The organism is Sphaerisporangium sp. TRM90804 (assembly GCF_029846175.1).
GTDB lineage: Bacteria > Actinomycetota > Actinomycetes > Streptosporangiales > Streptosporangiaceae > Sphaerisporangium.
Map to the genome: position 1 here is coordinate 96,572 of NZ_JARWAC010000028.1, position 23,575 is coordinate 120,146.

Below are 23,575 nucleotides of genomic sequence, written 5' to 3' on the forward strand. Positions count from 1 at the left end.
GTTCTCGTCAGGCGCTTCGCGTGGGCTCCACGGCCAGAAGCTCGCGGAACTCGGCGACGGAGGGGCGGTCCTGTTGGCCACGGGGCACCGCGCGTAGCACCATGCGCCCGGTCTCGATGATGTGCCGGCTGCGATAGGCAGGGGCGAGCGCGTCGATGACGGACGCCGCTTGGCGCATGCCCTGATCGATACCGCCCTGGACGACAGTGCAGAGAGCTCCATGAAGATGGACGTTCGACTGGTACTGGTAAGTGCGGGCGAGATGCAGAACATTTTCCCTGGCGGTGTCTGCTGCTATCTCATCGCCTGCCCCAGCATGGACCCAGCTTTCGGCGAAGTGGATCTGGTCTGCCTTCCAGAAGCCCAGCGGGTCCGAAGCGCCGCCCTGCTCCACAGCATCTTGAAGATCGTTTAGTGCCGTCCGAGCTTCCCTGTGCCTGCCGAGCAGCGACAGCGCCTTGGCCTCGGCGGTCAACAGTGTGAGATAGGGCTTCTTCATGATCTGGTGAGCATTGTGCACTAGGCGCAGAACCGCTTCCGGGTCACGCTGGCCGTACAGGCCATGTCCCGCTTCCTCACCCCGGACCATCAATCGAAGCACCAGGTCACCTGAGGCGTCGGCTGCCTGACGTGCCGTATGCCACCAGCGAATGGCGGCACCATGATCCCCGACCCGGGTCAGCGCGTTAGCCATGACGCAGGAAAGCGCCGACAGTACCCGCTGAAGTTCTGTCGCGTCGGAGGGAGTGGAGGTGTCGAGCTGGCGCCGTATGGCGAACAGGTCGATGAGCAGATCGGAAGCAACCTTCGCGGGAGGGCGAGTGCGCAGAGCGTGCAGGTGGTCGGCGCAGGCCGGCTCCCAGTCTTCGATCGGTCGGTGGACATGGCCGAGGGACAGATCGAGGAGCTGCCGCAGCGGTTCGCCGGAGATACCGAGTGTGCCGAGTCCGGCGAGGAACTGGAGGGCGGCCCGGCGTTCCATATCGTCGTCTCCATTGCGATATGCGGGGATTTCTGCATACGTACCCGCGCGGAGCCGGTCCGACTCGGCGGCGGCGTTGAGCCGTATCAGCGTGGCGTAGAGCGCGGTCAAGATGCCCTGCGCGCCATACACCTGATCCAGACGGGAGATCAGCTCGGCCGGTGGGGTGCGCTCACCGCGTTCCCATTTCGCCAGGTTCGAGTAAGCACGGTGATTTCGCCGATTACGTCGAGAGCTGATAACCGTCGAGGGAGGCCTCGTGAGGCGCCTGAACCACGAGATCCGGGTCGGCGCTGTTAGATATCCTGGAAGAAACCGGTGTCCACGCTTATGTCCTCCACCTGCCGGATCGCCGTGCTGACGCCGAGTTCGTGCTCTCGGAGCAATTCGCACAGACGCCGGCCGTCGATCAGGTCGATCGGCTTGGCACCGGGTCGTTTGGCCTCGTTCTTCGCTCCTGGGGTGAAGTGGCTCGTCGTGATCAGCAGGCCTCTTTCGCCTCGCCCGTCCAACGCACCACGGAAGTCACGCACCAGTTCCGGACCCACAGGTTTGGTGTAGCGCTTGCACTGGACGTATACGCGGAAGCTGGTCAGCTTATACCAGGTGGTGCCGAAGCCGTCGATGCCTCCGTCGCCCGTTCGCCCGGTGACCTCTACATCGTCATAGCCCGCTCTGAGCAGTAGGCGCCCGGCGAGCCTTTCGAAGGCGTCGGTGGGCATCTCCATAAGGGCGTCGAGAAGAATCTCCTGCCAGTCCCGCTCAGGTGGCATGGCGAGAGGAAGCCGCTCCGGATCGAGCGTCTCGTCACCTGCGGCATCAGCGTCCGCCGACGTATCGATCTCGGTCCCATCATCAACCGGGGTTCCATACGACAGTGCACCGGACAAGGCGGCTTGACCTTCAGACGTACGCGAATGCCGTGGCCGACGGCTCGTATAAGTCTTATGAAGCGGCTCTATATCCGCCTCGTCCGCGCTCTTGCCCTCAGGCGTCAAAGACCAGGAACCCCGGCTGCTGTTCGCCAGCAGGCCCATGCCCTTTAAATAACTTCGAGCCCACGCCGTCCGATACTCGATCTCACTGCGCGGCCCGTTCCCGTGCGGCACCGACCGCTGTTCCTCGGTGAAACCGCACTGGTGTTGCACCTCGGCGTCGATTTCGGTTATGGACGCCGAGCCACCGAGTTCGCGTACGGCTTCGAGAGTCGGCCACAACAGTTCTTTGTAGGTAGGAAGGTCAGATTCGCTCACGTCGACATGGTGGCAGCCCGGGCCGACATTTCGCGAGCTGTGACAAGCCTTTGCATCATCCCGCGCATCGCCCGCCGCGGGATCGAGTCCAGCCAGCGGCTGGGACGACATCGCTGGATGGTGGAGCGGACCTTCTCCTGGCTAGCCGGCCGCCGACGACCACACCGCCGCTACGAGCGCCGGGCCGACCACTTCGCGTCCTTCGTCGCCGTCGCCGCAGCCCTCATCTGCCACCGCCGCCTTACCAAATGAGTCGCGTCTCAGCTGGCAACGAGCAACTACGACTCCTTGCACCCGGTCTGGCCGAACACGAGTCAGAATCACTCGCGTGGCCGAGTGGGTCTTGGACCGACAGGAGTCGACCTCGACGGCGACCCCACGGTGTCGCCGTACCGCGAGCACGTGCCGCGCACCCGGCCGTCCTGGCGTTCGCCGGCCCTCGCCCGTACGACCCGTCAGCCGGTCACGATGGCGATTCCCGGGAAGGCGGCGACCGCGTTGCTCCACGGCGAGTAGTACAGCCGCCAGGAGCAGACCCTGCCGGAGGTGACGTAGCCGGTGCAGGTCGCCGGCGCGCTGGTGTCGATGAAGGAGATGGTCCCCAGCATGTTCTGCCGCGAGGTGTCGGTCGGGCTGGGGCTCTCCACCGGGCCGCCGCTGTCGCCCTGGCCGGCCACGTTCTTGCGCTCGGTGTGCTCCGCGAGGACCATTCCGGTCAGCACGGCGCTCCCCGTGTAGATCGTGATGTTGATCGCCCGCACCTGGCAGAGGCAGACGGTGCCCGAGTATGCGCCGGAGGTGCAGACGTACATGCCCGGGTAGGAGCCGGTCGCGCCGGCTACGGGGTTGCCCCATTCCGGCGGTGTGGCGGCGAAGTCGTTGTTGTAGACCCGGGCCCCGGCGTTGGTGGTGATCAGCATCAGGTCGCGGTTGGCGTTGACGTAGCTGATCGCGCCGATCACCTCGTTGGTCGGGTCGGTGGCCACCTGTCCCGGGGTGCCGCAGTGACCGGCGGACAACATCCTGGTGGCTCCGCCCAGGGTGACGGCGAAGCCCGTCGAGCAGCCGATGGTCTGGGTGCTGCCGGCGACGCGCCAGGCCGCGCCGCCCCACCAGGGCGCGCTGTCGTTCCAGCGACTGTAGGCCGGAGCCGGAGTGACGCCCCCCTCCACGGTGACCGGCACCGCCGAGTCGGCGACCTTGGTGCGAGCCAGGCCGCGGTCGGCGCCTGAGACCGTGAGTCCCGAGCCGTCGGCGTTCGGCGTGATCGAGGTGAGCGCGCCACCGGATGTACGGATGAGGCGCTTCGTCTCGCGTTCCAGTTCGCGCGCTGAATAGGCGGCGGGCAGGACACGGACGGGGACGTCCCGGCGCAGCAGGCCGACCAGGTCGGCGATGCTTCCAGGAGTGTCTCCCTTCCAGTAGACACGCAGCTCGCGGTTCTCCGGCGCCGCGACGATGCCGGCGAATCCGGTGCCGTCCTGCGCCTTGACGGCGGCGGTGACGCGGTCGGCGGCTTCGACCAGCTTGTCCTGGGTGAGCAGCAGGTCCTTCCAGGAGGCGAACCCACCGGGGACCTCGCCGGCCGGCTCGACGGCCCGCGGGGCGGAGTCCTTGGCAGGGCCGGGAGTGGGGGCCGCGGTGGCGGGGGCGGGGCCCAGCCCGACCACGGCGAGGACTACTCCCAGCGCCACGGCGAGACGGCGGGGGGATCCGGGGGCGCGTGCGGTGCTCAGGGGGGAACGCATGACGATGCTCCTCGGCGGGGTGTGTGCGGTGATGAATCCGGTATTACATGGACCTATCGGTCAATCAATGCCTTGACGCTTTATCAATTGCTTGGTAAAGCGGATAGTCGGATGGCCGATAGGCGAGATTCCGGCTTCGTGTTTATCGGTGCGCGGGAGGGGCCCGGTGGTCGTCACCTGGGGGTGCCGGACTTCGTGACATGCGCGATCCCGGCCGTCGGCACCGTCGCTCCATGTCCTTATCCGGACACCGGTCGGTCAACGTGCGGCACATCAGCGGTATTTCACCGTGAAGCCAACCTGACACCTCAGGTGGACTCCCTTAGACCGTGACTCACTTAAGGATCGATCCTCGGATCGCTCGTGGATGTGGCCGCACGCCGTCCGGCGGGGAGGATGAAAGTCGGACACACTGCTAACAGCCCGGCATATTTTCGGAGGGTCAGAGGTCATGCCTAAGGTCATCGCGGGGCTGGAGATTCCCGAGACGGCGGCGGTCGCCGAGGCGACCAGGCGCATCCAGGAGACGACCAGCCCTCTCATCTACCACCATTCCCGGCGAGTCTTCTTCTTCGGCCTCATCCACGCGCGCAGGCTCGGCGTCGAACCGGACCCGGAGCTGCTCTACCTGGCGGCCGTGTTCCACGACAGCGGCCTCCTGACGCCGTTCTCGCAAGTCGAGCAGCGCTTCGAGGTGGACGGCGCCGACCACGCGCGCGAATTCCTCCTGGAGAGGGGTTTCTCGACGGCCGCCGCCGACACCGTCTGGACGGCGATCGCGTTGCACACCACGCCGGGCATCCCCGGCCGCATGGGCCCGGAGATCGCGGCCACGCACCTCGGCGTCCTGACCGACGTGCTCGGCTTGGGCCTGGACGAACTGGAACCCGGCCGGCTTGGCGAGATCCTCGCCGCCCATCCGCGAGGGGACTTCAAGAACGAGTTTCTGCGAACCTACGTCGACGGGCTCAAAGACCGTCCCGAGACCACGAACGGCACGGTGAACTCCGACGTGCTCGAACACTTCGTTCCCGGCTTCCAGCGCACGACGACGGTCGAGCGCATCGTCGGCTCCCCCTGGCCGAGCTGACCTCATGCGAGCGATCATCGCGCGAGACCGTGACGCGGGTGTCGCCGGTCTCACCCTGACCGACATGCCGTACCCCCACGCCGCGGAGAACGACGTCGTCGTGCGCGTGCACGCCGCGGGCTTCACCCCCGGAGAGCTCGACTGGCCGGGAACGTGGACCGACCGCGCCGGCCGCGACCGGACGCCGAGCATCCCCGGGCACGAGCTGTCCGGGGTCGTGGTGGAACTCGGCTACGGAACCACCGGCCTCACCGTGGGCCAGCGGGTGTTCGGGCTGGCCGACTGGGCCCGTGACGGATCCCTGGCCGAGTACACCGCGGTGGAGGCTCGCAACCTCGCCCCCCTCGCGGCCGACATCGGCCACACCGTGGCCGCCGCGCTGCCCATCTCCGGGCTGACCGCGTGGCAGGGACTGTTCGACCACGCCCGCCTCACGACCGGCCAGACCGTCCTCGTCCACGGCGCCGCGGGCGGCGTCGGCTCGATCGCCGTCCAGCTCGCGCGAGAGGTGGGCGCCCGCGTGATCGGCACCGGCCGCGCCGGCGACCGTGACGTCGCGCTCGGCCTCGGCGCGCACGCCTTCCTCGACCTGGACGCCGACGATCTGCGGGACGCCGACGAGGTGGACGTGGTGTTCGACGTCATCGGCGGCGACGTCCTGCGGCGGTCGGCCGAACTGGTGCGCCCGGGCGGCACCCTCGTCACCATCGCCATGCCGCCCACCGTGCGGCCCAAGGACGGGCGAGCCGTCTTCTTCGTCGTCGAACCCGACCGCGCACGGCTGACCGACCTCGCCCAGCGCCTTCGCGCCGGACGGCTCACCCCCGTCGTAGGCGCCGTGCGGCCGCTGTCCGAAACGGTCTCCGCGTTCGCCCGCCACCCCCGCACGCCCGGCAAGACGATCATTCGGGTCACGGAGGAGGACTAGCCGAGACCTGGAGTCACGACTCCAGTCTTTCCGCGGTCGCGGCCTGGACGCGGGCCTCGATGGCCTGTTGTTCGGCCTGGCCCTGGCTTTCGACGATGTAGCGGACGGCCTCGTGGGGGTCGTCGGTGACGTGGAGCAGCTGGGGGTCGTCGGGGGAGACCATGCCGCTGGTCAGCAGGGTTCCGTTGATCCAGTCGAGCAGGGGGCGCCAGAACTCCGTTCCCATGAGCACGATCGGGAACTTGGTGATCTTGCCGGTCTGGACGAGGGTGGTCGCCTCGAACAGCTCGTCGAGGGTGCCGAAGCCGCCGGGCAGGACGACGAACGCCTCGGAGTACTTCACGAACATGGTCTTGCGGACGAAGAAGTACCGGAACTCTATGCCGAGGTCGACGTAGTCGTTCAGCTTCTGCTCGAAGGGCAGCTCGATGCCGAGGCCCACCGACACGCCGCCGGCCTCGCGCGCGCCCTTGTTGGCCGCCTCCATGCAGCCAGGGCCGCCGCCGGTGATCACGGCGTATCCGGCCTCCGACAGGGCGCCGCCGAGCTTGACCCCGAGCTCGTACTCGGCCGCGCCGGCGGGGGTGCGCGCGGAGCCGAAGACCGTTACGGCGCGCGGCAGCTCCGCCAGTTGGCCGAAGCCCTCGACGAACTCGGCCTGGATGCGCAGGACCCGCCATGGGTCGCTGTGCACCCACTCCGCCGAACCCCGGTGGTCCAGAAGCCGCTCGTCGTAGGTGGACTGCGGAAGGAACTTCCCCCTGACCAGTGACGGCCCCTGCCTGCGCTCCTCGCGTGATGCTTTGCTCATGCATGTCACGCTAACGGCACCGGCGGCCACTCCGGCCATACTCTGCGCCGCACCCCCGGGAAAGAATCTTGAACAATCTGCGACCGACGGCGGAACCGTTTGTTCACGAGGCTGCGTCTAAGAGCCGAGGGTGCTGCTCGGGACTGAAAGTGGCTTTCCCCGCCAAATGGCCGGCGAGGAAAGCCACTTTCTTTTGTGCCCACCCCCAGGCCCCGCCGCCGGAAGCCGGCCGCGGCCGGGCCTGGCGGCCTCAGGAGAGCCAGCCGAGCATCCTGCGCTCACACTCGACGATCTTGGTCAGCGAGGCGTACTCGCCCTGCTGGTGCGCCAGGTTCGGGTCCCCGGGGCCGTAGTTGACCGCCGGGACGCCGAGCCGGGAGAACAGCGAAACGTCGGTCCAGCCGAGCTTCGCCCTGGGCGTGCCGCCGATCGCGGCGGCGAACGCGGCGGCGGCCGGGTGCGTCAGGCCCGGGCGGGCGCCCGGGGCGCCGTCGGTGAACCGCACCTCGTACCCGGCGAACACCTCGCGCACGTGCTCCTGGGCCTGCTCCAGCGAGCGGTCGGGCGCGAAGCGGTGGTTGACGGTCACCACGCAGGCGTCGGGGATGACGTTCCCTGCCACCCCGCCCGCGATGCCGACGGCGTTGAGCCCCTCGTGGTAGGCGAGGCCGTCCACCACCGGCTCGCGCGCCTGGTAGGCCGACAGCCGGGCGAGCACGGGCTCGGCGCCGTGGATGGCGTTCACCCCGAACCAGGAGCGGGCGCTGTGCGAGCGCCGCCCGGTGACGGTGACGTCCGCGCGCAGCGTGCCCTGGCAGCCGCCCTCGATCTCGCCGTCGGTGGGCTCCATGAGCACGGCGAAGTCGCCGGCGAGCAGCTCGGGGCGGGTGCGGCCGAGCCTGGCCAGCCCGTTGCGCGCGGCCTCGATCTCCTCGCACTCGTAGAACACGTACGTGACGTCCCGGGTGGGGCGGGCCACGGCGGCGGCCAGCTTCAGCGCCACGGCCACGCCGCTCTTCATGTCGGAGGTGCCGCAGCCGTACAGCAGGTCGCCCTCGACGCGCGAGGGGAGGTTGGCTGCGACGGGCACGGTGTCGATGTGCCCGGCGATCACCACGCGCTCGGCGTGGCCGAGGTCGGTGCGGGCGATCACGGCGTCGCCGTCGCGGACGACGGTGAGGTGCGGCAGCGGGGCCAGCGCCGCCTCGATGGCGGCGGCGATCGCCTGTTCCTCACCGCTCACCGAGGGGATGTCGACGAGCGCGGCCGTGAGCGCCCGGACGTCGCCGTGCGGGTCGAGCACCGGCATGTCAGGCATTGACGCCGTGCTGGCGCAGGACGTCGTTCAGCTCGGCCTTGTCGTGGCGCTTGCCGGCCTCCAGCCGCTTGAGCACCAGGACGCAGGGCAGGCCGAAGGAGCCGCCGGGGAACTTCTTGTCGCGCGTTCCGCCGACCGCCACGCACCAGTCGGGAACCTGGCCGCGGCTGATCTCCTCGCCGGTCTCGACGTCGATCACCGGCATGGACGCCGACAGGATCGTTCCCGCGCCCACCACGGCGCCGGTGCCGACCCGGGCGCCCTCGACGATCATCGAACGGCTGCCGATCAGGGCCTCGTCGCCGATGATCACCGGGACGGCGTTGGGCGGCTCCAGCACGCCGCCGATGCCCACGCCGCCCGACAGGTGGACGTTCCTGCCGATCTGCGCGCACGAGCCCACCGTGGCCCAGGTGTCCACCATCGTGCCGCTGTCGACGTAGGCCCCGATGTTGGTGTACGAGGGCATCAGCACGACGCCGGGGGCCAGGTAGGACCCCCAGCGGGCGATGGCGCCCGGCACCACGCGCACGCCCTCCAGCGAGGTCTTCAACGGGATGCGGTCGTTGTGGTGGAAGTCGCCCACCTGGCTCCTGACCATGCCGAGCACGCGGAAGCTGAGCAGGATGGCGCGCTTGGCGCGCTCGTCCACGATCACCTCGCCGGAGGGGGCGTCGACGAAGGCGACCCGGGCCTTGCCGGTGTCCAGCATGTCGACGGCGCCGACGACGACGCCGCGCGCGTCGGAATCGTCGGGCGACAGCTCGGCGCGGCGCTCCCACAGCTCGTCGACGGCCGGGGGCAACGGGCTTTCAAAGGTCTCGCTCATGCAAGGGGAGCTTAGTGCCGCTCCACCACCACGGCCGGGCCGGTAGGTTCATCTTCGTGGCACGGCGACTCTCCAAAGCGGTTCTGACGATCATCGTCATCGTTGTCGTCCTGGCCGCAGCCATCTTTTTCGCGGTTTATCACTTTCTGAACCGGGCGCAGCCGTTCGCGCTGGGTGAGCACTGCGAGGTGAAGACCTCCGCGGGCACGCTCGACCTCGAGATCGAGCAGGCGCAGGTCGCGGCCACGATCGCCGCGGTGGCGACCCGCCGCAAGCTGCCCCTGCGCGCCCTGGAGATCGCCTACGCCACCGCGATCCAGGAGTCCAAGCTGCTGAACCTCCCCTTCGGCGACCGCGACTCGGTGGGGGTGTTCCAGCAGCGGCCGTCGCAGGGCTGGGGCACCGTCGAGCAGCTTCAGGACCCCGTGTACGCGACGCAGCGGTTCTTCGCCGCCCTGGTGAAGATCAAGCGCTACCAGAAGCTGCCGCTGCACGAGGCCGCGCAGGCAGTACAACGCTCCGCCGACGGCTCCGCCTACGCCCAGCACGAGGTGGACGCCCAGATCCTCTCCGAGGCGTTCACCGGCCGGGTGCCCAAGGCCGTGCACTGCTGGTACCCGACGGCCGAGAAGCCGGTCGCCTACCAGGCCGCCAAGGCTCGCAAGGAGCTCGTCCGGGCGCTCGGGACGACGGCCTCCTCCGGCAACCAGATCGGCGCGGCCTCGGCGAGGCGGGGGTGGCTGATCGCCACCTGGTCGGTCGCCCACGCCCAGAAGTTCGGCCTGCACCAGGTGCGTTTCGCCGGCGCCCGGTGGCGGGCGGAGACCGGCCACGACGGCTGGCTGGCCGACGCCAAGGCGCCCGCGCGCGAGGTGGAGCTGACCTGAGGGCACGGCGGGCCGTGAACCGGCCTGAGGGCACGGCGGGCGGTGTGCTGACCTTGAGGCGTGACCGAGGCCCCGACGGGCCGTGGAGGCTACCTGAGAGGGCCCTGGCGGGCTACAGCATGCGCTCCACGTGGATCGAGCCCGGCGACAGCGGCTCGGCGTAGGCGGCGGTCCACTGCTGGCCCTGGACGCGGTTGAAGCTCAGCAGGCGCCCGTCGGCGGCGCGGTAGTCGGCGAAGTCCACCAGCCCGCGGTCGGGGTAGCCGGTGGTGCCCTCGGAGCGGAAGGCGGCCCGCCCGCGCTGGACCGGCGAGAACTCCACGCCCTCCATGATCAGCATCCGCTTGGCCGGCACCATGCCCTCGGTGGGCACCGGAGTCAGCAGGTAGACCTCCAGGTGCGGCGGGTCGTCGGGCGTCGCGCCCTCGCGCTCGCGGACCGACAGCCACTGGTAGTGGCGGCTGCCCTGCTCCAGCAGGTACTCGGTCCACTGGTTGCCCTGCCACGCCAGGTGCAGGGCGCCCAGGACACGCGAACGCGTGCCCTGGCGGTCGATGGTGTCGGCCACCTTGATCGTCCGCGGGTCGAGGTGCTCGGGGTCCAGCACGACCGGCCGCGCCAAACCCGGGTGCGTCGTGGACGACGGGTCGGGCGCGGGCTCCGGCGGCCGCTTGGGGGCCGGCCGAGCCGTGCGCTCGGACCGCCGCGTGCCGAGGAACGCGCCCAGCACGACGACGAAGATGGCTGCGCTCACTGCGAGCACGACCGCAACGGTCATGCCGCGGGATCCTACTGGAGCCGGAGCACCGCCGCATTGATGCGTTCGTCACTCGCTGTCATGGCGATTCGGATATGTGACCCGCCGGCAGTTCCGTAGAAATCCCCCGGAGCGACCAGAATCCCCATTTCGGCCAGCGCCTGTACCTGCTCCCAGCAGCCGCGGTCGTCCGTCGCCCACAGGTAGAGCCCGGCCGTGGAGTGCTCGACCCGCCAGCCGGCCTTCTCGAGCGCGGGGCGCAGCAGGGCGCGCCGGGCGGCGTACCGCTCGCGCTGCTCCTCGGCGTGCGTGTCGTCGTCCAGGGCGGCGGCCATGGCCGCCTGGACCGGGCCCGGCATGATCATGCCCGCGTGCTTGCGCACCTCAAGCAGCCGCGCGACCAAGCCGGGATCGCCGGTGACGAACCCGGCGCGGTACCCGGCCAGGTTGGAGCGCTTGGACAGCGAGTGGACGGCCAGCAGGCCCTCGTGGGAGCCGCCGCAGACGTCGGGGCGCAGGATCGAGACGGGGGTCTGCTCCCAGCCGAGCTCGATGTAACACTCGTCGGACGCCACGACCGCGCCGCGCTCGCGGGCCCACTCAACGACCTTGCGCAGGTGCTCGGCGGGCAGCACCTGGCCCGTGGGGTTGGACGGGGAGTTCACCCAGACCAGCGGCACCCGCTCGGGGCCGAGCCCGAGCAGCCCGTCGGTGGGGTGGGGGGTGGCCCCCGCCAGCCGCGCGCCGACGTCGTAGGTCGGGTAGGCCAGGGACGGCAGCACGACGCGGTCGCCGGGGCCCACGCCGAGCAGCGTGGGCAGCCAGGCGACGAGCTCCTTGGAGCCGATCGTCGGCAGGATGTCGGCGGGGTCGACCGTGACGCCGTGGCGGCGGGCCAGCCACCCGGCGGCCGACCGGCGCACCTGTTCGGTGCCGTGGGTGAGGGGGTAACCCGGACCGCCGGACGCGCCGGCGAGGGCCTCGCGCGCGACGGCGGGCACCGGGTCGACGGGCGTGCCGACCGAGAGGTCGACGATGCCGCCGGCGTGTTCCGCCGCCCGTCGCTTGTAGGGCACCAGCCGGTCCCACGGGAAGTCGGGCAGCCCGATCACCGCGTCACCCCCAGAAGTTCGCACCTGACCCACGACACACGGACGCGGGGCACCGCGACCAAGCGGTCACGGTACCCCGCGGCGTCGGTGACCGCGAACGGAAGGTCAGTGCTCGGAGGCCTGCGGTGGGAGCGCCGCCACGAGTGGGTGGTCCCGCTCGATCTTGCCCACCTTCGACGCGCCGCCGGGCGAGCCGAGCTCGTCGAAGAACTCGACGTTGGCCTTGTAGAAGTCCTTCCACTGGTCAGGCGTGTCGTCCTCGTAGAAGATCGCCTCGACCGGGCAGACGGGCTCGCATGCCCCGCAGTCGACACACTCGTCAGGGTGGATGTACAGCATGCGGTTACCCTCGTAGATGCAATCGACGGGGCACTCTTCGATGCACGCCTTGTCCAGGACATCCACGCAAGGCTGCGCGATGACGTAGGTCACCTTGGACTCCTTCTTTCCGCGCCAGGGCACGACTCGACCGCGGGTTGCTAGACCTAGTATTGCCGTGCCGACCAGGTGTCCGGAACGCGAGGGGGGGAAAGCTGGTGGCCCCTCAGTTCGGCGGCCGCTTCGTTGTGGCCGTCTCAGCCTCTGACGTGGGACGACGCGTCACGGTCCGTCGCAGGGACTCCGATGGCATGCGTGACACCGTAGGGGTCCTCGAATCGTGGGCCAACGGTGTTCTACGGGTTCGCAGACGCGACGGCGCCGTGGTGGAGATCTCCGAGGAGACCGTCGTGGCCGCCAAGGTCGTCCCCGAGCGCCCGCCCGGCCGTTAGCGGCCCCGCGCCAAGGTCGGTCCAATGATCCGCGTGCCTCCTCGACGCGCGCGGACGTTACGCTCAGTATGCGTGAGGTGACCTCACGTGCCGTCGTCGCAGCAGCGCTTCTCGCCACCGCCGTGGCCGGGTGCTCCTCCGCCACGACCGAACCCAAGAAGCCCACTCCGGTGAACCCCACGGCCGCGGGCCTCGCCGCGGGGTTCGGCACCATGGACCGCCTGGTGGAGGCCGCGCGGCGTGAAGGCGCGCTGAACCTCGTCGGCGTCCCGCGCGACTGGGTGAACTTCGGAGCCGTCATCGACCGCTTCGCCGGCGAGTACGGCATCCGCGTCAACGTGGCCGAGCCCGGAGCCAGCAGCCAGCGCGAGATCGACTTCGCCAGGAAGGCGCCGCCCCAGCAGGCGCCCGACGTGTTCGACCTCAGCGTGGAGGTCGCGGCGGCCAACACCCAGCGGTTCGCGCCGTACAAGGTGACCACGTGGCAGGACATCCCCGACCAGGTCAAGGACCCCACGGGCCTCTGGTACGCCGGCTACGGCGGCTACATGTCGATCGGGTACGACCCGCGGAAGGTGCCGGCGCCCAAGGGCTTCGCCGACCTGCTCAAGCCGGGATACTCCGTGGCGCTGCCCGGCGACCCGCTCAGCACGGCCTCCGCCTTCAACGGCGTGATGGCGGCCTCGCTCAGGTCGGGCCGGCCCGAGGCCAGGCGCGGCCTGGAGTTCTTCACCAAGCTGCGGGGCTCGGGCCGCTACAGCGCGCCGTCCAAGGCCAACACGCTGGTCGACTGGGACTACGTGAACGCCGCAAAGGCGGCCGAGACCGCGAGCGACGACAAGCCGTCCTGGAAGGTGGTCGTCCCCTCCGACGCGGTGCTCGCGTCCTACTACGTACAGGCCGTGAGCAAGAAGGCGCCGCACCCGGCAGCGGCCCGGCTGTGGCAGGAGTTCCTGTTCAGCGACGAGGCCCAGAACCTCTTCCTCAAGGGATTCGCCCGCCCGGCCCGCATGGAGGCGCTGGAGATGAAGGGCACGCTCGACACCCAGGCGGCGTCCCACCTGCCGCGGGCGTCCGGCACGCCGGTCTTCCTCACCATCGCCCAGGCCGACGAGGCCAAGAGCTTTCTGAAGGCCAACTGGGCGGCGTCCATGAAGTGACGCCGGGGCGGCGGGCGGCGCCGGGCAGACCCGCCGACCGATGTGTCGCGCCGACATCGAGGCTCTAAAGTGTCTTTACCTACGGACACGGAAAGCGATGTCTGAGAATGCGAGCTGATGGCCTTGCGATACGACACGCCGAGCCTGATGCGGTGGAACGCTCGCGCCTATGACAGCTCGTTCGGCTACGTCTCGGCGCAGGGAACGCCGCTGATCGAACTGCTGGACCCACAGCCGGGCGAGCGCATCCTCGACCTCGGGTGCGGCACCGGCGTGCTCACCGGCGAGATCGCCGCCAGGGGCACCACCGTGCTCGGCCTGGACGGCTCGGCGGCCATGATCGAGGTCGCGGTGGCCCAGCACCCCGGGCTGGAGTTCATGATCGGCGACGGGGGGAACTTCCACCTGCACCGGCCCTGCGACGCGGTGTTCTCCAACGCGGCGCTGCACTGGATGGTCCGCGACCCGGACGCCGTGATCCGCTGCGTGCGCGCGGCGCTCAACCCCGGCGGGCGCTTCGTCGCCGAGCTGGGCGGCGCCGGAAACTGCGCGGCGCTGACCTCCGCGATGCTCACGGCCTGGCGCGAGTACGGCCTGCGCGAGCCCGAGCTGCCGTGGTACTTCCCGAGCCCCGCCGAGTACGCGACGCGTCTTGAGCAGGCCGGCTTCACCGTGCGGCTCCTGGAGTACTTCGACCGGCCCACGCCGCTCGACGAGTGCCCGGACGGCGCCGCCGACTGGGTGCGCATGTTCGCCGGCTCCCTGCTCGACGACGTGCCGCCCGGCACGGTCGAGCCGCTGCTGCGCCGGGTGAACGAGCTCGCCGCACCGGCGCTGCGCCGGGAGTCGGGCTGGGTGGCCGACTATGTCCGTCTTCGTTTCGCCGCCGTGCGGGCCTAAGCGACGCCTACGATCGTGCGATTTGCCAGACTATGGTCTCTGGTCAACGGAATCACCGGAGAGGGAACGGGATGAACTTCTGCCTGAGTGATCTCGTGCCTCCGCTTCGCTGGAGTGACGCGACGGGGTTCTCGCAGCTCCGCGACCTCCCCGGCCTGCCGGACGCGTGGTGGCGCGCGACCCCCGTCACGCGGGTCTTCGCCGTGCTCGGCCCCGATGCGCTCGGTGAGCTGCTGACGGAGCTGGCACTGGAACACTGGCCGGCCGCCTCGGTGGGCGACGTCCTGCCCGCCCTGCACGTGATGGACCCCGACGAGGCCGACGAGCCGCAGGTGTCGATCGCGCTCGACCGGGCCGGCTCCTGGCACGGCCTGCTGGCGCTGACCGGGCGCGAGCTGTCCGACCAGCCGTTCATCCGGGTCCGCCCGGTGCTGACGGCCCTGTTCACGGCCGTGTTCGTCCGGCTGGCCCCGGCGGGCGCCGCGGCCCAGCCGGCGGACGCCGCGGCGCGGCAGGCGCGCAGGGCGTCCGCCGAGGCCGGGCAGGCGTCCCGCCAGGCGGCCCAGCCGGAGCAGGCGGCCCACGGCATGGTGCCCGAGCCCGCGCGTGCCCCCGACGAGGCTTCGCGCCAGGCGGCGCGCGCGCACGCCGCCTCCCCGGCCCAGGGCTCCCCGGAGGCCGACCGGCTCCCGGTGCGGCCCCTGCCCCCGCTTCCGAAGCGCCAGCCGGCCTCGGCCGACTACGCCGACCCGCTCGGCCTGGCCGCGGCCCGCATGGCCGAGGCGGCGCTGGAGAACGTCTCCCGGGGGTTCGCCGGGCGCGAGGGCGACGCCGGGCCGTCACGGACCTCCATGTTCACCCCGCCGCCGCGCCCCGAGCGCCCCCCGGCCGCCCCCGGCTTCGGCCTCGACCCGCGCCCGTTCGTGCCCGGTCCCGCGCCGGAGCCGTTCGACCCCGGGCCGGTCGCGTTCGGCTCGCCGCCCGCACCGTTCGCCGCCGGCTCCGACCCGTTCGGCCCGGGGCCGGGCGGTTTCGGCGCCGTGTCCGGCCCGTCCGGCGAATCCAGCCCGTACGGGCCCGAGCGCGCCGACACCGGCCCCCAGGCCCGGGAAGCCGGCGACCGGTCGCACGACGCCGCGCACGACCACGACGGCGACCCCGAGGACACCGGGCCGGCGGAGCACGCCGAGGCCCCTGAGGCCCACGCGTCCGAGGCCCACGCGTCCGAGGCGCACGACCCCGGCGCCTCGCCGGAGCCCTCCGACGCGCGGGCCCTCGATGAGGCCGAAGCGGATTCCGGAGCCCACCCGCAGGACGAGGCGTCCCAGCCGCTGGAGAACCCCGAGGTCCCCGACGTCCTCGACGCCGGGCAGCCCGAGGACGCTGAGCACGCGGAGCACGAGGCCGCCGAGCACCACGAGGAGGCGCCGGCCGCCGAGCGCGGCGCGGGCACCACCACGGGCGACCTCGGCACCGGCGCCCCCCGCGGCGGCGACGCCGAGCCCGACATCCCCGGGCTCATCGACGCCGCGTTCTCCGGCCTGGACGACAAGACGTGGGCGGTCGCGCAGAACCACGTCTTCACCGACTCCCCCGCCGCCCCCGAGGAGCTCGCCAAGCTGTTCGCCGTCCCCGCCGAGGAGATCCTCACCCTGGAGGACGACCTGCGCCTGCGCCTGGCCGACTGGCTCGACAGCGACGAGGCGGCGCCCTACGCCCGGCATCTGGAGAAGCTCTCGGGCACCCTCGGCGTCGCCGCGCCCAAGGCGCGCCTGGTCGGCGCCGCCCCCTGGCACACCCGGGAGCTGCGCTCCCTGGACGTCCCGGCCTGGCAGTTCGTGCTCGCCACGCTGCCGGGTTACACCGTGCAGGAGGAGTGGGTGGTCAGCGGCGATCTCGCCGAGCTGCGCGAGCGCACCTGCGCGCTCATCCTGGACGCCGACCGCCCGCCGACCGTCGCCCGCGCGCTGGAGCTGGTCTCGGGTCTCGGCGTGCATCCCGAGGTCGCCAAGGAGTGGCTGGAGAACGTCCCCCAGCTGCGCATACAGAGCACCAAGAAGGGCGGCAAGCCCGCCGCCAAGGACACCGGGCGGGCCGGCGAGCCCAAGCAGGCGGCCTCCGCGCCGCCGGGCCAGCTCAAGGACGTCTCGATGACCCGCCGCTGCTTCCGCCATCCGGACGGCCTGTGGTGGCTGAGGGTCGACATCGCCCCCGAGCAGATCACCGGCGGGGAGTGCCCGCTGCCGAGCGGGTTCGCCGCCTACCTCGGGATGTCGCCCGGCGAGAGCCGCTCGGTGATGAGCGCCGCCGGGGAGATCACTCTGAGCTGGCAGGCGCGCCCGGTCATCGACTCCCTCGGGCAGCTCCTGCACGACATGGGCGCCGCTCCGGGGGCGCACCTGTTCCTCACCGTCGCCGAGGACGACAAGGTGCTGCGCGCGCGCCTGGTGCCCGCGTCCGCCGTGGACGCCGACAAGGGGGCGCGCGCCCTGCGGCTGGCCGGCCACACCGCCGGCGGCGACGTCGAGACGCTTGAGGAGACCATCCGCGTGCTCGCGACCCGCATCGGCATGACCGGCCCGGTCGGGCTGCCCGAGCTGATGAACCGGCTGCGCGAGCGCGGGGACCGCGACCTGCTGTCCCTGATGGTCTGACGGGAGCGGCGGTGCCCCGGCTAGCGATCGCCCCCGAGGTCCTGCGTGACCTCGGCGCGCTCGCCGAGGACACGCGCCGCGAGGCCGTGACCGCCCTGCGCCACTTCCTGATGAACACCACCTCGGCGCCGCACCCCGAGCGGGTGCGCAACACGCGCGACGCGCGGGTCGCGACGCTGCGCCTGACCGACCGGCACCGGGGGGTGGTGGTGCGGCAGCGCGACGTGTTCTGGATGGTCACCGTGCTGCCCGAGGCCGACGCGTGGTCGTACGCCCAGCGGCACCGCTTCGCGGTCAACGCGGCCATCGGCATCGCCGAGATCTGGGACGACGAGGCGTTCGAAGGCGTCGAGCCGTCGCTGCGCCGGGCCGCCGAGTCCACCGAGATGCGGCTGTTCGCCCCCTTCTGCGACACCGACCTGCTGACGCTGGGCATCGACCCCGCCTTCCTGCCCCTCCTTCGCCTGGTCACCTCCGAAGTGACGCTGGACGCGCTGGAGCCGCTGCTGCCCGGCAGCCAGCACGCCCCGCTGGCCGCCCTCGCCCAGGGCGGGTCCATCGCCGAGGCGTGGCGGGCGCTCGACTCGTGCGCGGCCACGCCGCCCATCGGGGAGATCGATGCCGGCGACCTCGCCGCCGCCCTGGAGCGCACGCCCGACCGCGCCGTGTTCGTGCCCGACCCCGAGGCGCTCGACCGCGTGCTGGCCGCGCCGGGCTGGCGCACGTTCCTGTCCCCCGTCCAGCACCGCCTCGTCTCCCACCTCGGCCACCAGGGCCCGATTCTGGTCGTCGGCGGCGCCGGCACGGGCAAGACCCTGGTGGCGCTGCACCGCGCCGCCCGCCTGGCCCGGCAGAGCGGCGGCCGCGTGCTGGTGGTGACGTTCTCGCAGGCCGTGGCCGCCGACGCGGCGGCGCGGCTGCGCCTGCTGGCCGACGGCGACGAGCGGGTGCTCGACCGCATCGAGGTGGGCAACGTCGAGCGCCTGGCCCACCGCATCGTCACCGAGGCCGAAGGGCGGCCCCCGCCCCTGGTCGGCGGCTCCGACCTCGCCGTGCTGTGGCGGGAGGCGTCGGAGATCTCCGGCGACCTGCACGGCCCGGCGTTCCTCATGCGCGAGTGGGAGCAGGTGATCCTGGCCCAGAACCTGTGCAGCCTGCGGGAGTACCTCGCCGCCGAACGGCCCGGCCGCAGCGTCGAGCTCGACTACCAGGAGCGCACCGCGGTCTGGAAGGCGATCGAGTACGTCACCGGGCGTCTGCGCGCCACCGGCAGGCGCACGCTGCTCCAACTGGCGGCCGAGGCCTGCACGCTGCTGGGCCGCACGACCGGTGACCTGCTGGGCGACGACGCCCCCCGGCGCGAGCCGTACCGGCACATCGTGGTGGACGAGGCGCAGGACCTGCACCCGGCGCAGTGGCGCCTGCTGCGCGCCGCCGTGCCGCCCGGCCCGGACGACCTGTTCATCGTCGGCGACCCGCACCAGCGTGTCTTCGACACCCGGGTGGCGCTCAGCACGCTGGGCATCAAGGCCGAGACGTTCCGGCTCTCGGTCTCCTACCGCCCGCCGGGCGAGATCCTCTCGTGGTGCCTGCGGGTGCGCGGCGGCGGCCCGGCCGACGGCCTGGTCGACGGCGCCACCAGCCTGGCGGGGCTGCGCCCGGCCAGGCAGGGCGGCCGGCCCGACGTGCGCGAGTACACCTCGCACGAGGCCGAGCTGGCCGGGCTGGCCAACCACGTCAGGGAGTGGCTCGACGAGGGCGTGCCGCCCGGCCGGATCGCGGTGGCCGCCCGCACGAGCGAGCTGGTCAGGGAGGCGAGGGCCGCGCTCGCCGGCGGCGGGGTGGACGTGCGGGTGACGCCGTTCCATCGGCTGAAGGGCCTGGAGTTCCAGCGGGTCGCGCTGGTCGGGGTGAGCGAGGGCGTCGTGCCCGCCCCGGACGCGCTGACCCCCGCCGACGAGGATCCGACCGCGCGGGCGCACGACCTCCAGCGCGAGCGGGGGCTGCTTTATATGGCCTGCACACGGGCTGGTGAACGCCTTTACGTGTCCTATTCAGGCCGGGCAAGTCCCTTTCTGCCACCATGACCCAATAACCTGAACCGCGGATGAGCCCCGCCTGATCCGAAACCACGCCCCACCCGGTTGGACCCCCATGAATCTGAGCCTTAGCGACATCGTGCCGCCCCTGCGCTGGACCGCACCCAGCCAGGTCGAGCCGATCGCCAGCGATCCCCGTCTTCCGGACGCGTGGTGGCAGGCGCTGCCGCTCGACCGGGCATGCCTGATCGCGGGGACCGCTGAGGTAGCCACACGCCTCGCCGACCTCGCGACGGCGTGCTGGGGGCACCTGCCGCTCGGCGACATCCTGCCGCTGCTGCGGATGACCGATCCTGAGGTCAGCCTGCGCACCCCCGAGGGCCGCGAGCCGGCGCGCGCGCTGTTCGCCGGGGTGCTGGAGCGGCTGCTCGCCTCCGACTCCCCCGGGCGCGAGGCGCCCCCGGCGTCGCGGCCCGACCGGCCGATCCCCGAGCTGATCGACGACATCTTCTCCCCGCTCGACGAGCGGCAGCGCGCCATCGCCAAGGACCGCGTGTACGCCGAGCGCCGGGTGACGCTGGACGAGCTGGCGCAGCGGTTCTCGGTCACGCGCGAGCGCATCAGGCAGATCGAGCGCGACCTGCGCGACCACGTGCAGGCGCGGCTCGCCGCGCCCGAGGCGGCGCCGCTGGCCGCCCACCTGGTGTGGCTGCGCGGCCGGCTCGGCTCGGCCGTCCCCGCCGACGACCTGGCCGCGGCCGTCCCGTGGCACCGCGCCGAGCTGGCGACCCTGGGCGTGCCGACGTGGCGGTTCGTCCGCACCCTGCTGACCGGCTACGACCAGGTGGACGGCTGGCTGGTGGCCGGGGGCGCCGACGAGCTGAAGGAGAAGACCCGCCAGCTGTTCGGCGACGGCCCGGTGAAGCTGCCCGACGCCGTGACCATGGTGGCCCAGCTCGGCCTCAGGGAGGACGTCGCCGAGCGCTGGCTGGCCTCCGTCCCGCACCTGCGCGTCCTGGAGGGGCACGTCGTGCCCTGGCCGCGCAGCGTCAACGAGAAGGCCGAGGCCGTGCTGGCCGTCGCCGAGGGGCCGCTCAGCCCCGAGGAGATCCAGACCCGCATCGGCGAGGACTACAGCCTGGTCGGCATCCGCAACCAGCTCACCGCCGACGAGCGCTTCCTGCGCGTCGACCGCAACAGGTACGGGCTGACGCGCTGGGGCGGCGAGGAGTACATCGGCATCCGCGAGATGATCGTCCGGGAGATCGAACGCGCGGGCGGCGAGGCGTCGGTGAACAGCATCGTGGCCAACCTGACCACGCGCTACGAGGTGAGCGAGAGCTCGGTGCGCGCCTACGCGGGCGGCCCGGGGTTCGAGCGCACCCAGCGAGGGTGGATCCGCGTCGCCGCGCCCGAGCAGGCGGAGCCGTACCAGCCGCGCCGCGACGTGTCGATGACCAGGCGGTCGTTCCGCAGCCGCGACGGGCGCTGGTGGCACCGGGTCGACGTCAACGCCGAGCACCTGCGCGGTTCGGGCTCGCCGCTGCCCACGGGCTTCGCCGCGCACCTCGGCATGGCCCCCGGCGGGCAGCTCACCACCTCGACCCCCTCGGGCGACGTGGTGATCAGCTGGCACAACCAGCCGACGATGGGCTCGGTCAGGGCGGTGCTGGCCGAGTACAACGCGGCCGAGGGCGACTCGATCTTCCTCACGGTGTCCGACGGCGGCGAGCTGCTGACCCGCTACCTGCCGCAGGCCGCGCAGGGGCTGCCGCCGATCAACATGGCGCTGCACCTGATCGGGTACACCGCGCCGGTGGCCTCGGAGGCCGAGGCGCTGCGGCTGATCGGCGCGCGCATCGGCCTGGCGGAGGGCGCCTCGCGCGAGGAGGTCCTTACCCGGCTTCGCGAACGCGGCGATCGGGACATCTTGGCGTTTCTTGCCCCAGACCCACTCTGAGCCGGTATGACGCTTCGGCGGAGGCCGGACAGCCGGGGGCCGATGTCCTAAGCTCGGTGGCATGTTACGGCTGTATGACACCAGGTCCAGGCGGCTCGAGACGGTCGTGCCCGCCGGCGCGCGCGCCATTCGCGTGTACACCTGCGGCCCGACCGTCTACCGGTTCGCCCACGTGGGCAACCTGCGGTCGTATCTGCTTCCCGACCTGATCCGGCGCTCCCTCGACCGCCACCGGGTGCGGCCGGTCGTCTGCCAGAACATCACCGACGTCGGCCACCTGGTGGACGACGAGGAGATCGACCCCTCCGGCGAGGACAAGGTGCTCCAGCAGGCCCGCCGCGAGGGCCGCTCGGCCCTGGAGCTGGCCCGCTACTACGAGGACGCCTTCCGCCGCGACACCGCCGCGCTGAACATCCGCGCCCCCGAGCACACGCCGCGCGCCACCGAGACCATCGACCTGATGGTCGAGCTGATCGCCAAGCTCATCGAGAAGGGCCACGCCTACGCCGTCGACGACGGCTCGGTGTTCTTCGACGCCAGGAGCTTTCCCACCTACGGCGAGATCTCCGGCAACCGGCTCGACGCGCTCAAGCCCGGCCACCGGGTCGAGGGCGTCGACCCCCGCAAGCGCTTCCACGCCGACTGGGCCCTGTGGAAGGGCTCCGACCGCGACATGACCTGGGAGACGCCCTGGGGCCGCGGCTTCCCCGGCTGGCACATCGAGTGCTCGGCCATGTCGCTGCGCTTCCTCGGCGAGCACATCGACGTCCACACCGGCGGCAAGGATCTGCGCTTCCCCCACCACGAGGACGAGCGCGCCCAGTCGAACTCCGCCGTCGGCCACGACGTCGTCAAGCACTGGGTCCACGGCGAGCACGTGCTGTTCGACGGCCGCAAGATGGCCAAGTCGACCGGCAACGTCGTGCTGCTGTCCGACGTCGAGGCCGCCGGGCTCGACCCCCTCGCGGTGCGGCTGGCGCTCATGGAGCACCGCTACCGGCAGCAGATGAACCTCACGTGGGACACCCTGCGCGCGGCCGACCGCACCCTGCGGCGGTGGCGGCAGCGCGTCGCCGAGTGGGCCGAGTCGCCGAGCGCGCCGATCAGCGCCGGGCACGCCGAGCGGGCGCAGACGGCCTTCGACGACGACCTCGACACCCCGACGGCGCTGCGCGTCGTGCGTGAGTTGGAACGTGACGACGCCGTGGCGCCGGGGTCGCGGTTCGAGACCTTCCTACACCTCGACAACGTGCTGGGCCTCGACCTGTCGGCCGACATCGGCCGCCCGCCCGCGGCGCCGGTGCTGCCGGCGGGCGCGGCCGAGCTGCTCCAGGCCCGCGGCCAGGCCCGCGACGCCAGAGACTGGGCCGCCTCCGACCGCCTGCGCGACGAGCTGGCCGAGCTGGGCGTCAAGGTCGTCGACACCCCCGACGGCCAGACCTGGAGCTGAGCCCTCAAGCCGCCGCCTCGCGTGGCGGTCCGCCGGCGCGTCACCGGCCGGAGCCGGTGACCGGGGGTGGCGCCGCCGCGCCGCGACCGGTCACCGGGGCGGCGTGGGCAGGGCCGGGTCGGCGTCCACGACGTCGATCGGCGCCGAGGAGCCGTAGCGCCGCGGCAGCTCGGCGGACGCCCTGGCCACGTCGCGTGTGCCGACCTCGACGGCGGTGCCGTCCACCCGGGCGGCCACCGAGGTGATCGGGACTCCCCGCTCCTGCCAGTACGGGATGTCGTCGCGCACCGTTTCGGCGAGGGCGTCCAGTTCGCGCAGGGAGTGCGGGGCGTCGCGCGGCTCGACCGGGGCGCCGGGGAACCTCTGGCGCAGCGCCGCGTCCAGGCCGGCGGACTCCCGCCGGTAGACGATCAGCGAACCCCCCGCGGGGTCGAGGGCGATCCCGGCGTACTCGCCGGGACGGCTCTCCCGCAGGTAGGCGTCGATCTGCGAGGCCATGAGCGCGAGTTCGGGCTGGCCGGGCGTGCGGGGTTTCTCCGGAAGGGAGGAGCCGCCGCCCGGCGGCGCGGGCGCCGGCCCGCCCGCGGTGCCCGGCGCGCCGCACGCCGCGACGGCCGTGACCAGGAGCGCGACCACCGCCGAGGTCGCGGCCGATCGCGAGCGAGTGGTCGGGTCCATGCTGTCGCCTCCCGCGCCGGCGGTTCGGTCGCCGGCGGCATAGGTGGTACGGGGTCGCTCCGTGTCCTGTCCGTTCCCGCCGCGAGGCAGGCGTCACCGGGCCGGGGAAACGGAGACGGTGGGGGGGGGGGGGGCGCCCCCCCCCCCCCCCCCGCCGGGGCCCCCGCCCCCCCCCCCCCGGGGCCGGGGCCCCCCCCCCCGGGCCCGGGGGGGGGGGGGCCCGGGGGGGCCCGGGGGGGGGGGGGGGGC

The 23,575-nt window shown here is 72.0% G+C and carries 20 protein-coding genes and 1 pseudogene; 11 read left to right on the forward strand and 10 right to left on the reverse strand.

From position 1 onward, the window contains the following. Nucleotides 1–7 precede the first annotated feature (7 nt). Both PYR91_RS31005 and PYR91_RS31010 read right to left on the reverse strand, forming a co-directional pair. Nucleotides 8–1,093, reverse strand: coding sequence for a hypothetical protein (locus PYR91_RS31005; RefSeq protein ID WP_279785592.1), 1,086 nt, complete (start codon nt 1,091–1,093; stop codon nt 8–10). A gap of 185 nt (nt 1,094–1,278) precedes the next feature. Next, the gene (locus tag PYR91_RS31010; RefSeq protein WP_279785594.1) at nt 1,279–2,235 is read right to left on the reverse strand and encodes a restriction endonuclease; all 957 of its coding nucleotides are present in this window, start codon (nt 2,233–2,235) and stop codon (nt 1,279–1,281) included. Nucleotides 2,236–2,289: 54 nt separating this feature from the next. Between PYR91_RS31010 and PYR91_RS31015 the strand changes: the two are divergent. Beyond that, nucleotides 2,290–2,487, forward strand: a pseudogene (locus PYR91_RS31015) (transposase); the annotation flags it as partial. Between the two features lie 203 nt (nt 2,488–2,690). Here PYR91_RS31015 and PYR91_RS31020 read toward each other — a convergent pair. Then, a complete protein-coding gene (locus tag PYR91_RS31020; protein ID WP_279785596.1) occupies nt 2,691–3,983 on the reverse strand; it encodes a hypothetical protein in 1,293 nt (430 codons plus the stop codon). A gap of 451 nt (nt 3,984–4,434) precedes the next feature. Between PYR91_RS31020 and PYR91_RS31025 the strand changes: the two genes are divergently transcribed. Both PYR91_RS31025 and PYR91_RS31030 read left to right on the forward strand, forming a co-directional pair. Then, nucleotides 4,435–5,073 (forward strand): HD domain-containing protein, encoded by a 639-nt coding sequence (locus tag PYR91_RS31025; RefSeq protein WP_279785598.1) that lies wholly within the window; start codon nt 4,435–4,437, stop codon nt 5,071–5,073. A 4-nt stretch (nt 5,074–5,077) separates the two neighbouring features. Continuing rightward, complete coding sequence (locus tag PYR91_RS31030) at nt 5,078–6,001, forward strand: NADP-dependent oxidoreductase (protein ID WP_279785599.1); 924 nt, start codon at nt 5,078–5,080, stop codon at nt 5,999–6,001. A 13-nt stretch (nt 6,002–6,014) separates the two neighbouring features. Here PYR91_RS31030 and PYR91_RS31035 read toward each other — a convergent pair whose 3' ends face one another. The 3 genes from PYR91_RS31035 to PYR91_RS31045 all read right to left on the reverse strand — a co-directional run bounded on the left by PYR91_RS31035 (nt 6,015) and on the right by PYR91_RS31045 (nt 8,959). After that, complete coding sequence (locus PYR91_RS31035; RefSeq protein WP_279785601.1) at nt 6,015–6,812, reverse strand: TIGR00730 family Rossman fold protein; 798 nt, start codon at nt 6,810–6,812, stop codon at nt 6,015–6,017. 250 nt (nt 6,813–7,062) lie between these two features. Continuing rightward, nucleotides 7,063–8,130 carry a succinyl-diaminopimelate desuccinylase gene (gene dapE, locus PYR91_RS31040; protein ID WP_279785603.1) on the reverse strand — a complete coding sequence of 356 codons (1,068 nt, stop codon included), beginning with the start codon at nt 8,128–8,130 and terminating at the stop codon, nt 7,063–7,065. Then, nucleotides 8,123–8,959 (reverse strand): 2,3,4,5-tetrahydropyridine-2,6-dicarboxylate N-succinyltransferase, encoded by an 837-nt coding sequence (locus PYR91_RS31045; protein WP_279785605.1) that lies wholly within the window; start codon nt 8,957–8,959, stop codon nt 8,123–8,125. Before PYR91_RS31045 ends, dapE begins: the two co-directional genes overlap by 8 nt. 56 nt (nt 8,960–9,015) lie before the next feature. Between PYR91_RS31045 and PYR91_RS31050 the strand changes: the two genes are divergently transcribed. After that, on the forward strand, nt 9,016–9,846 hold the full coding sequence (locus PYR91_RS31050) for a hypothetical protein (RefSeq protein WP_279785606.1): 831 nt from the start codon (nt 9,016–9,018) through the stop codon (nt 9,844–9,846). 112 nt (nt 9,847–9,958) lie between these two features. Here the strand turns inward: PYR91_RS31050 and PYR91_RS31055 are convergent, their stop codons facing one another. From PYR91_RS31055 to fdxA, 3 genes are all read right to left on the reverse strand, one after another. After that, the gene (locus tag PYR91_RS31055; RefSeq protein WP_279785608.1) at nt 9,959–10,624 is read right to left on the reverse strand and encodes a DUF4178 domain-containing protein; all 666 of its coding nucleotides are present in this window, start codon (nt 10,622–10,624) and stop codon (nt 9,959–9,961) included. A gap of 11 nt (nt 10,625–10,635) precedes the next feature. Further along, nucleotides 10,636–11,715: a succinyldiaminopimelate transaminase gene (dapC, locus tag PYR91_RS31060; protein WP_279785638.1), complete on the reverse strand. Its 1,080-nt coding sequence runs from the start codon at nt 11,713–11,715 to the stop codon at nt 10,636–10,638. A gap of 105 nt (nt 11,716–11,820) precedes the next feature. Beyond that, complete coding sequence (fdxA, locus tag PYR91_RS31065; protein ID WP_279785640.1) at nt 11,821–12,147, reverse strand: ferredoxin; 327 nt, start codon at nt 12,145–12,147, stop codon at nt 11,821–11,823. A gap of 197 nt (nt 12,148–12,344) precedes the next feature. Here fdxA and PYR91_RS36435 point away from each other — a divergent pair, with 197 nt between their 5' ends. From PYR91_RS36435 to cysS, 7 genes are all read left to right on the forward strand, one after another. Next, a complete protein-coding gene (locus PYR91_RS36435) occupies nt 12,345–12,485 on the forward strand; it encodes a hypothetical protein (RefSeq protein ID WP_347943754.1) in 141 nt (46 codons plus the stop codon). 77 nt (nt 12,486–12,562) lie between these two features. Further along, the gene (locus PYR91_RS31075) at nt 12,563–13,645 is read left to right on the forward strand and encodes an ABC transporter substrate-binding protein (RefSeq protein ID WP_279785612.1); all 1,083 of its coding nucleotides are present in this window, start codon (nt 12,563–12,565) and stop codon (nt 13,643–13,645) included. A 117-nt stretch (nt 13,646–13,762) separates the two neighbouring features. Beyond that, a complete protein-coding gene (locus tag PYR91_RS31080) occupies nt 13,763–14,545 on the forward strand; it encodes a class I SAM-dependent methyltransferase (RefSeq protein WP_279785614.1) in 783 nt (260 codons plus the stop codon). Nucleotides 14,546–14,640: 95 nt separating this feature from the next. After that, on the forward strand, nt 14,641–17,199 hold the full coding sequence (locus PYR91_RS31085) for a hypothetical protein (protein ID WP_279785616.1): 2,559 nt from the start codon (nt 14,641–14,643) through the stop codon (nt 17,197–17,199). An 11-nt stretch (nt 17,200–17,210) separates the two neighbouring features. Beyond that, on the forward strand, nt 17,211–19,286 hold the full coding sequence (locus PYR91_RS31090; RefSeq protein WP_279785618.1) for a UvrD-helicase domain-containing protein: 2,076 nt from the start codon (nt 17,211–17,213) through the stop codon (nt 19,284–19,286). A 67-nt stretch (nt 19,287–19,353) separates the two neighbouring features. Next, entirely contained in the window at nt 19,354–21,198 is a 1,845-nt protein-coding gene (locus PYR91_RS31095; protein WP_279785621.1) for a sigma factor-like helix-turn-helix DNA-binding protein, read from the forward strand. 61 nt (nt 21,199–21,259) lie between these two features. Next, complete coding sequence (cysS, locus tag PYR91_RS31100) at nt 21,260–22,648, forward strand: cysteine--tRNA ligase (protein WP_279785623.1); 1,389 nt, start codon at nt 21,260–21,262, stop codon at nt 22,646–22,648. A 90-nt stretch (nt 22,649–22,738) separates the two neighbouring features. On the opposite strand, the gene PYR91_RS31105 is transcribed toward cysS, so the two are convergent. Then, entirely contained in the window at nt 22,739–23,326 is a 588-nt protein-coding gene (locus tag PYR91_RS31105; RefSeq protein ID WP_279785624.1) for a hypothetical protein, read from the reverse strand. Between the last annotated feature and the right edge of the window lie 249 nt (nt 23,327–23,575).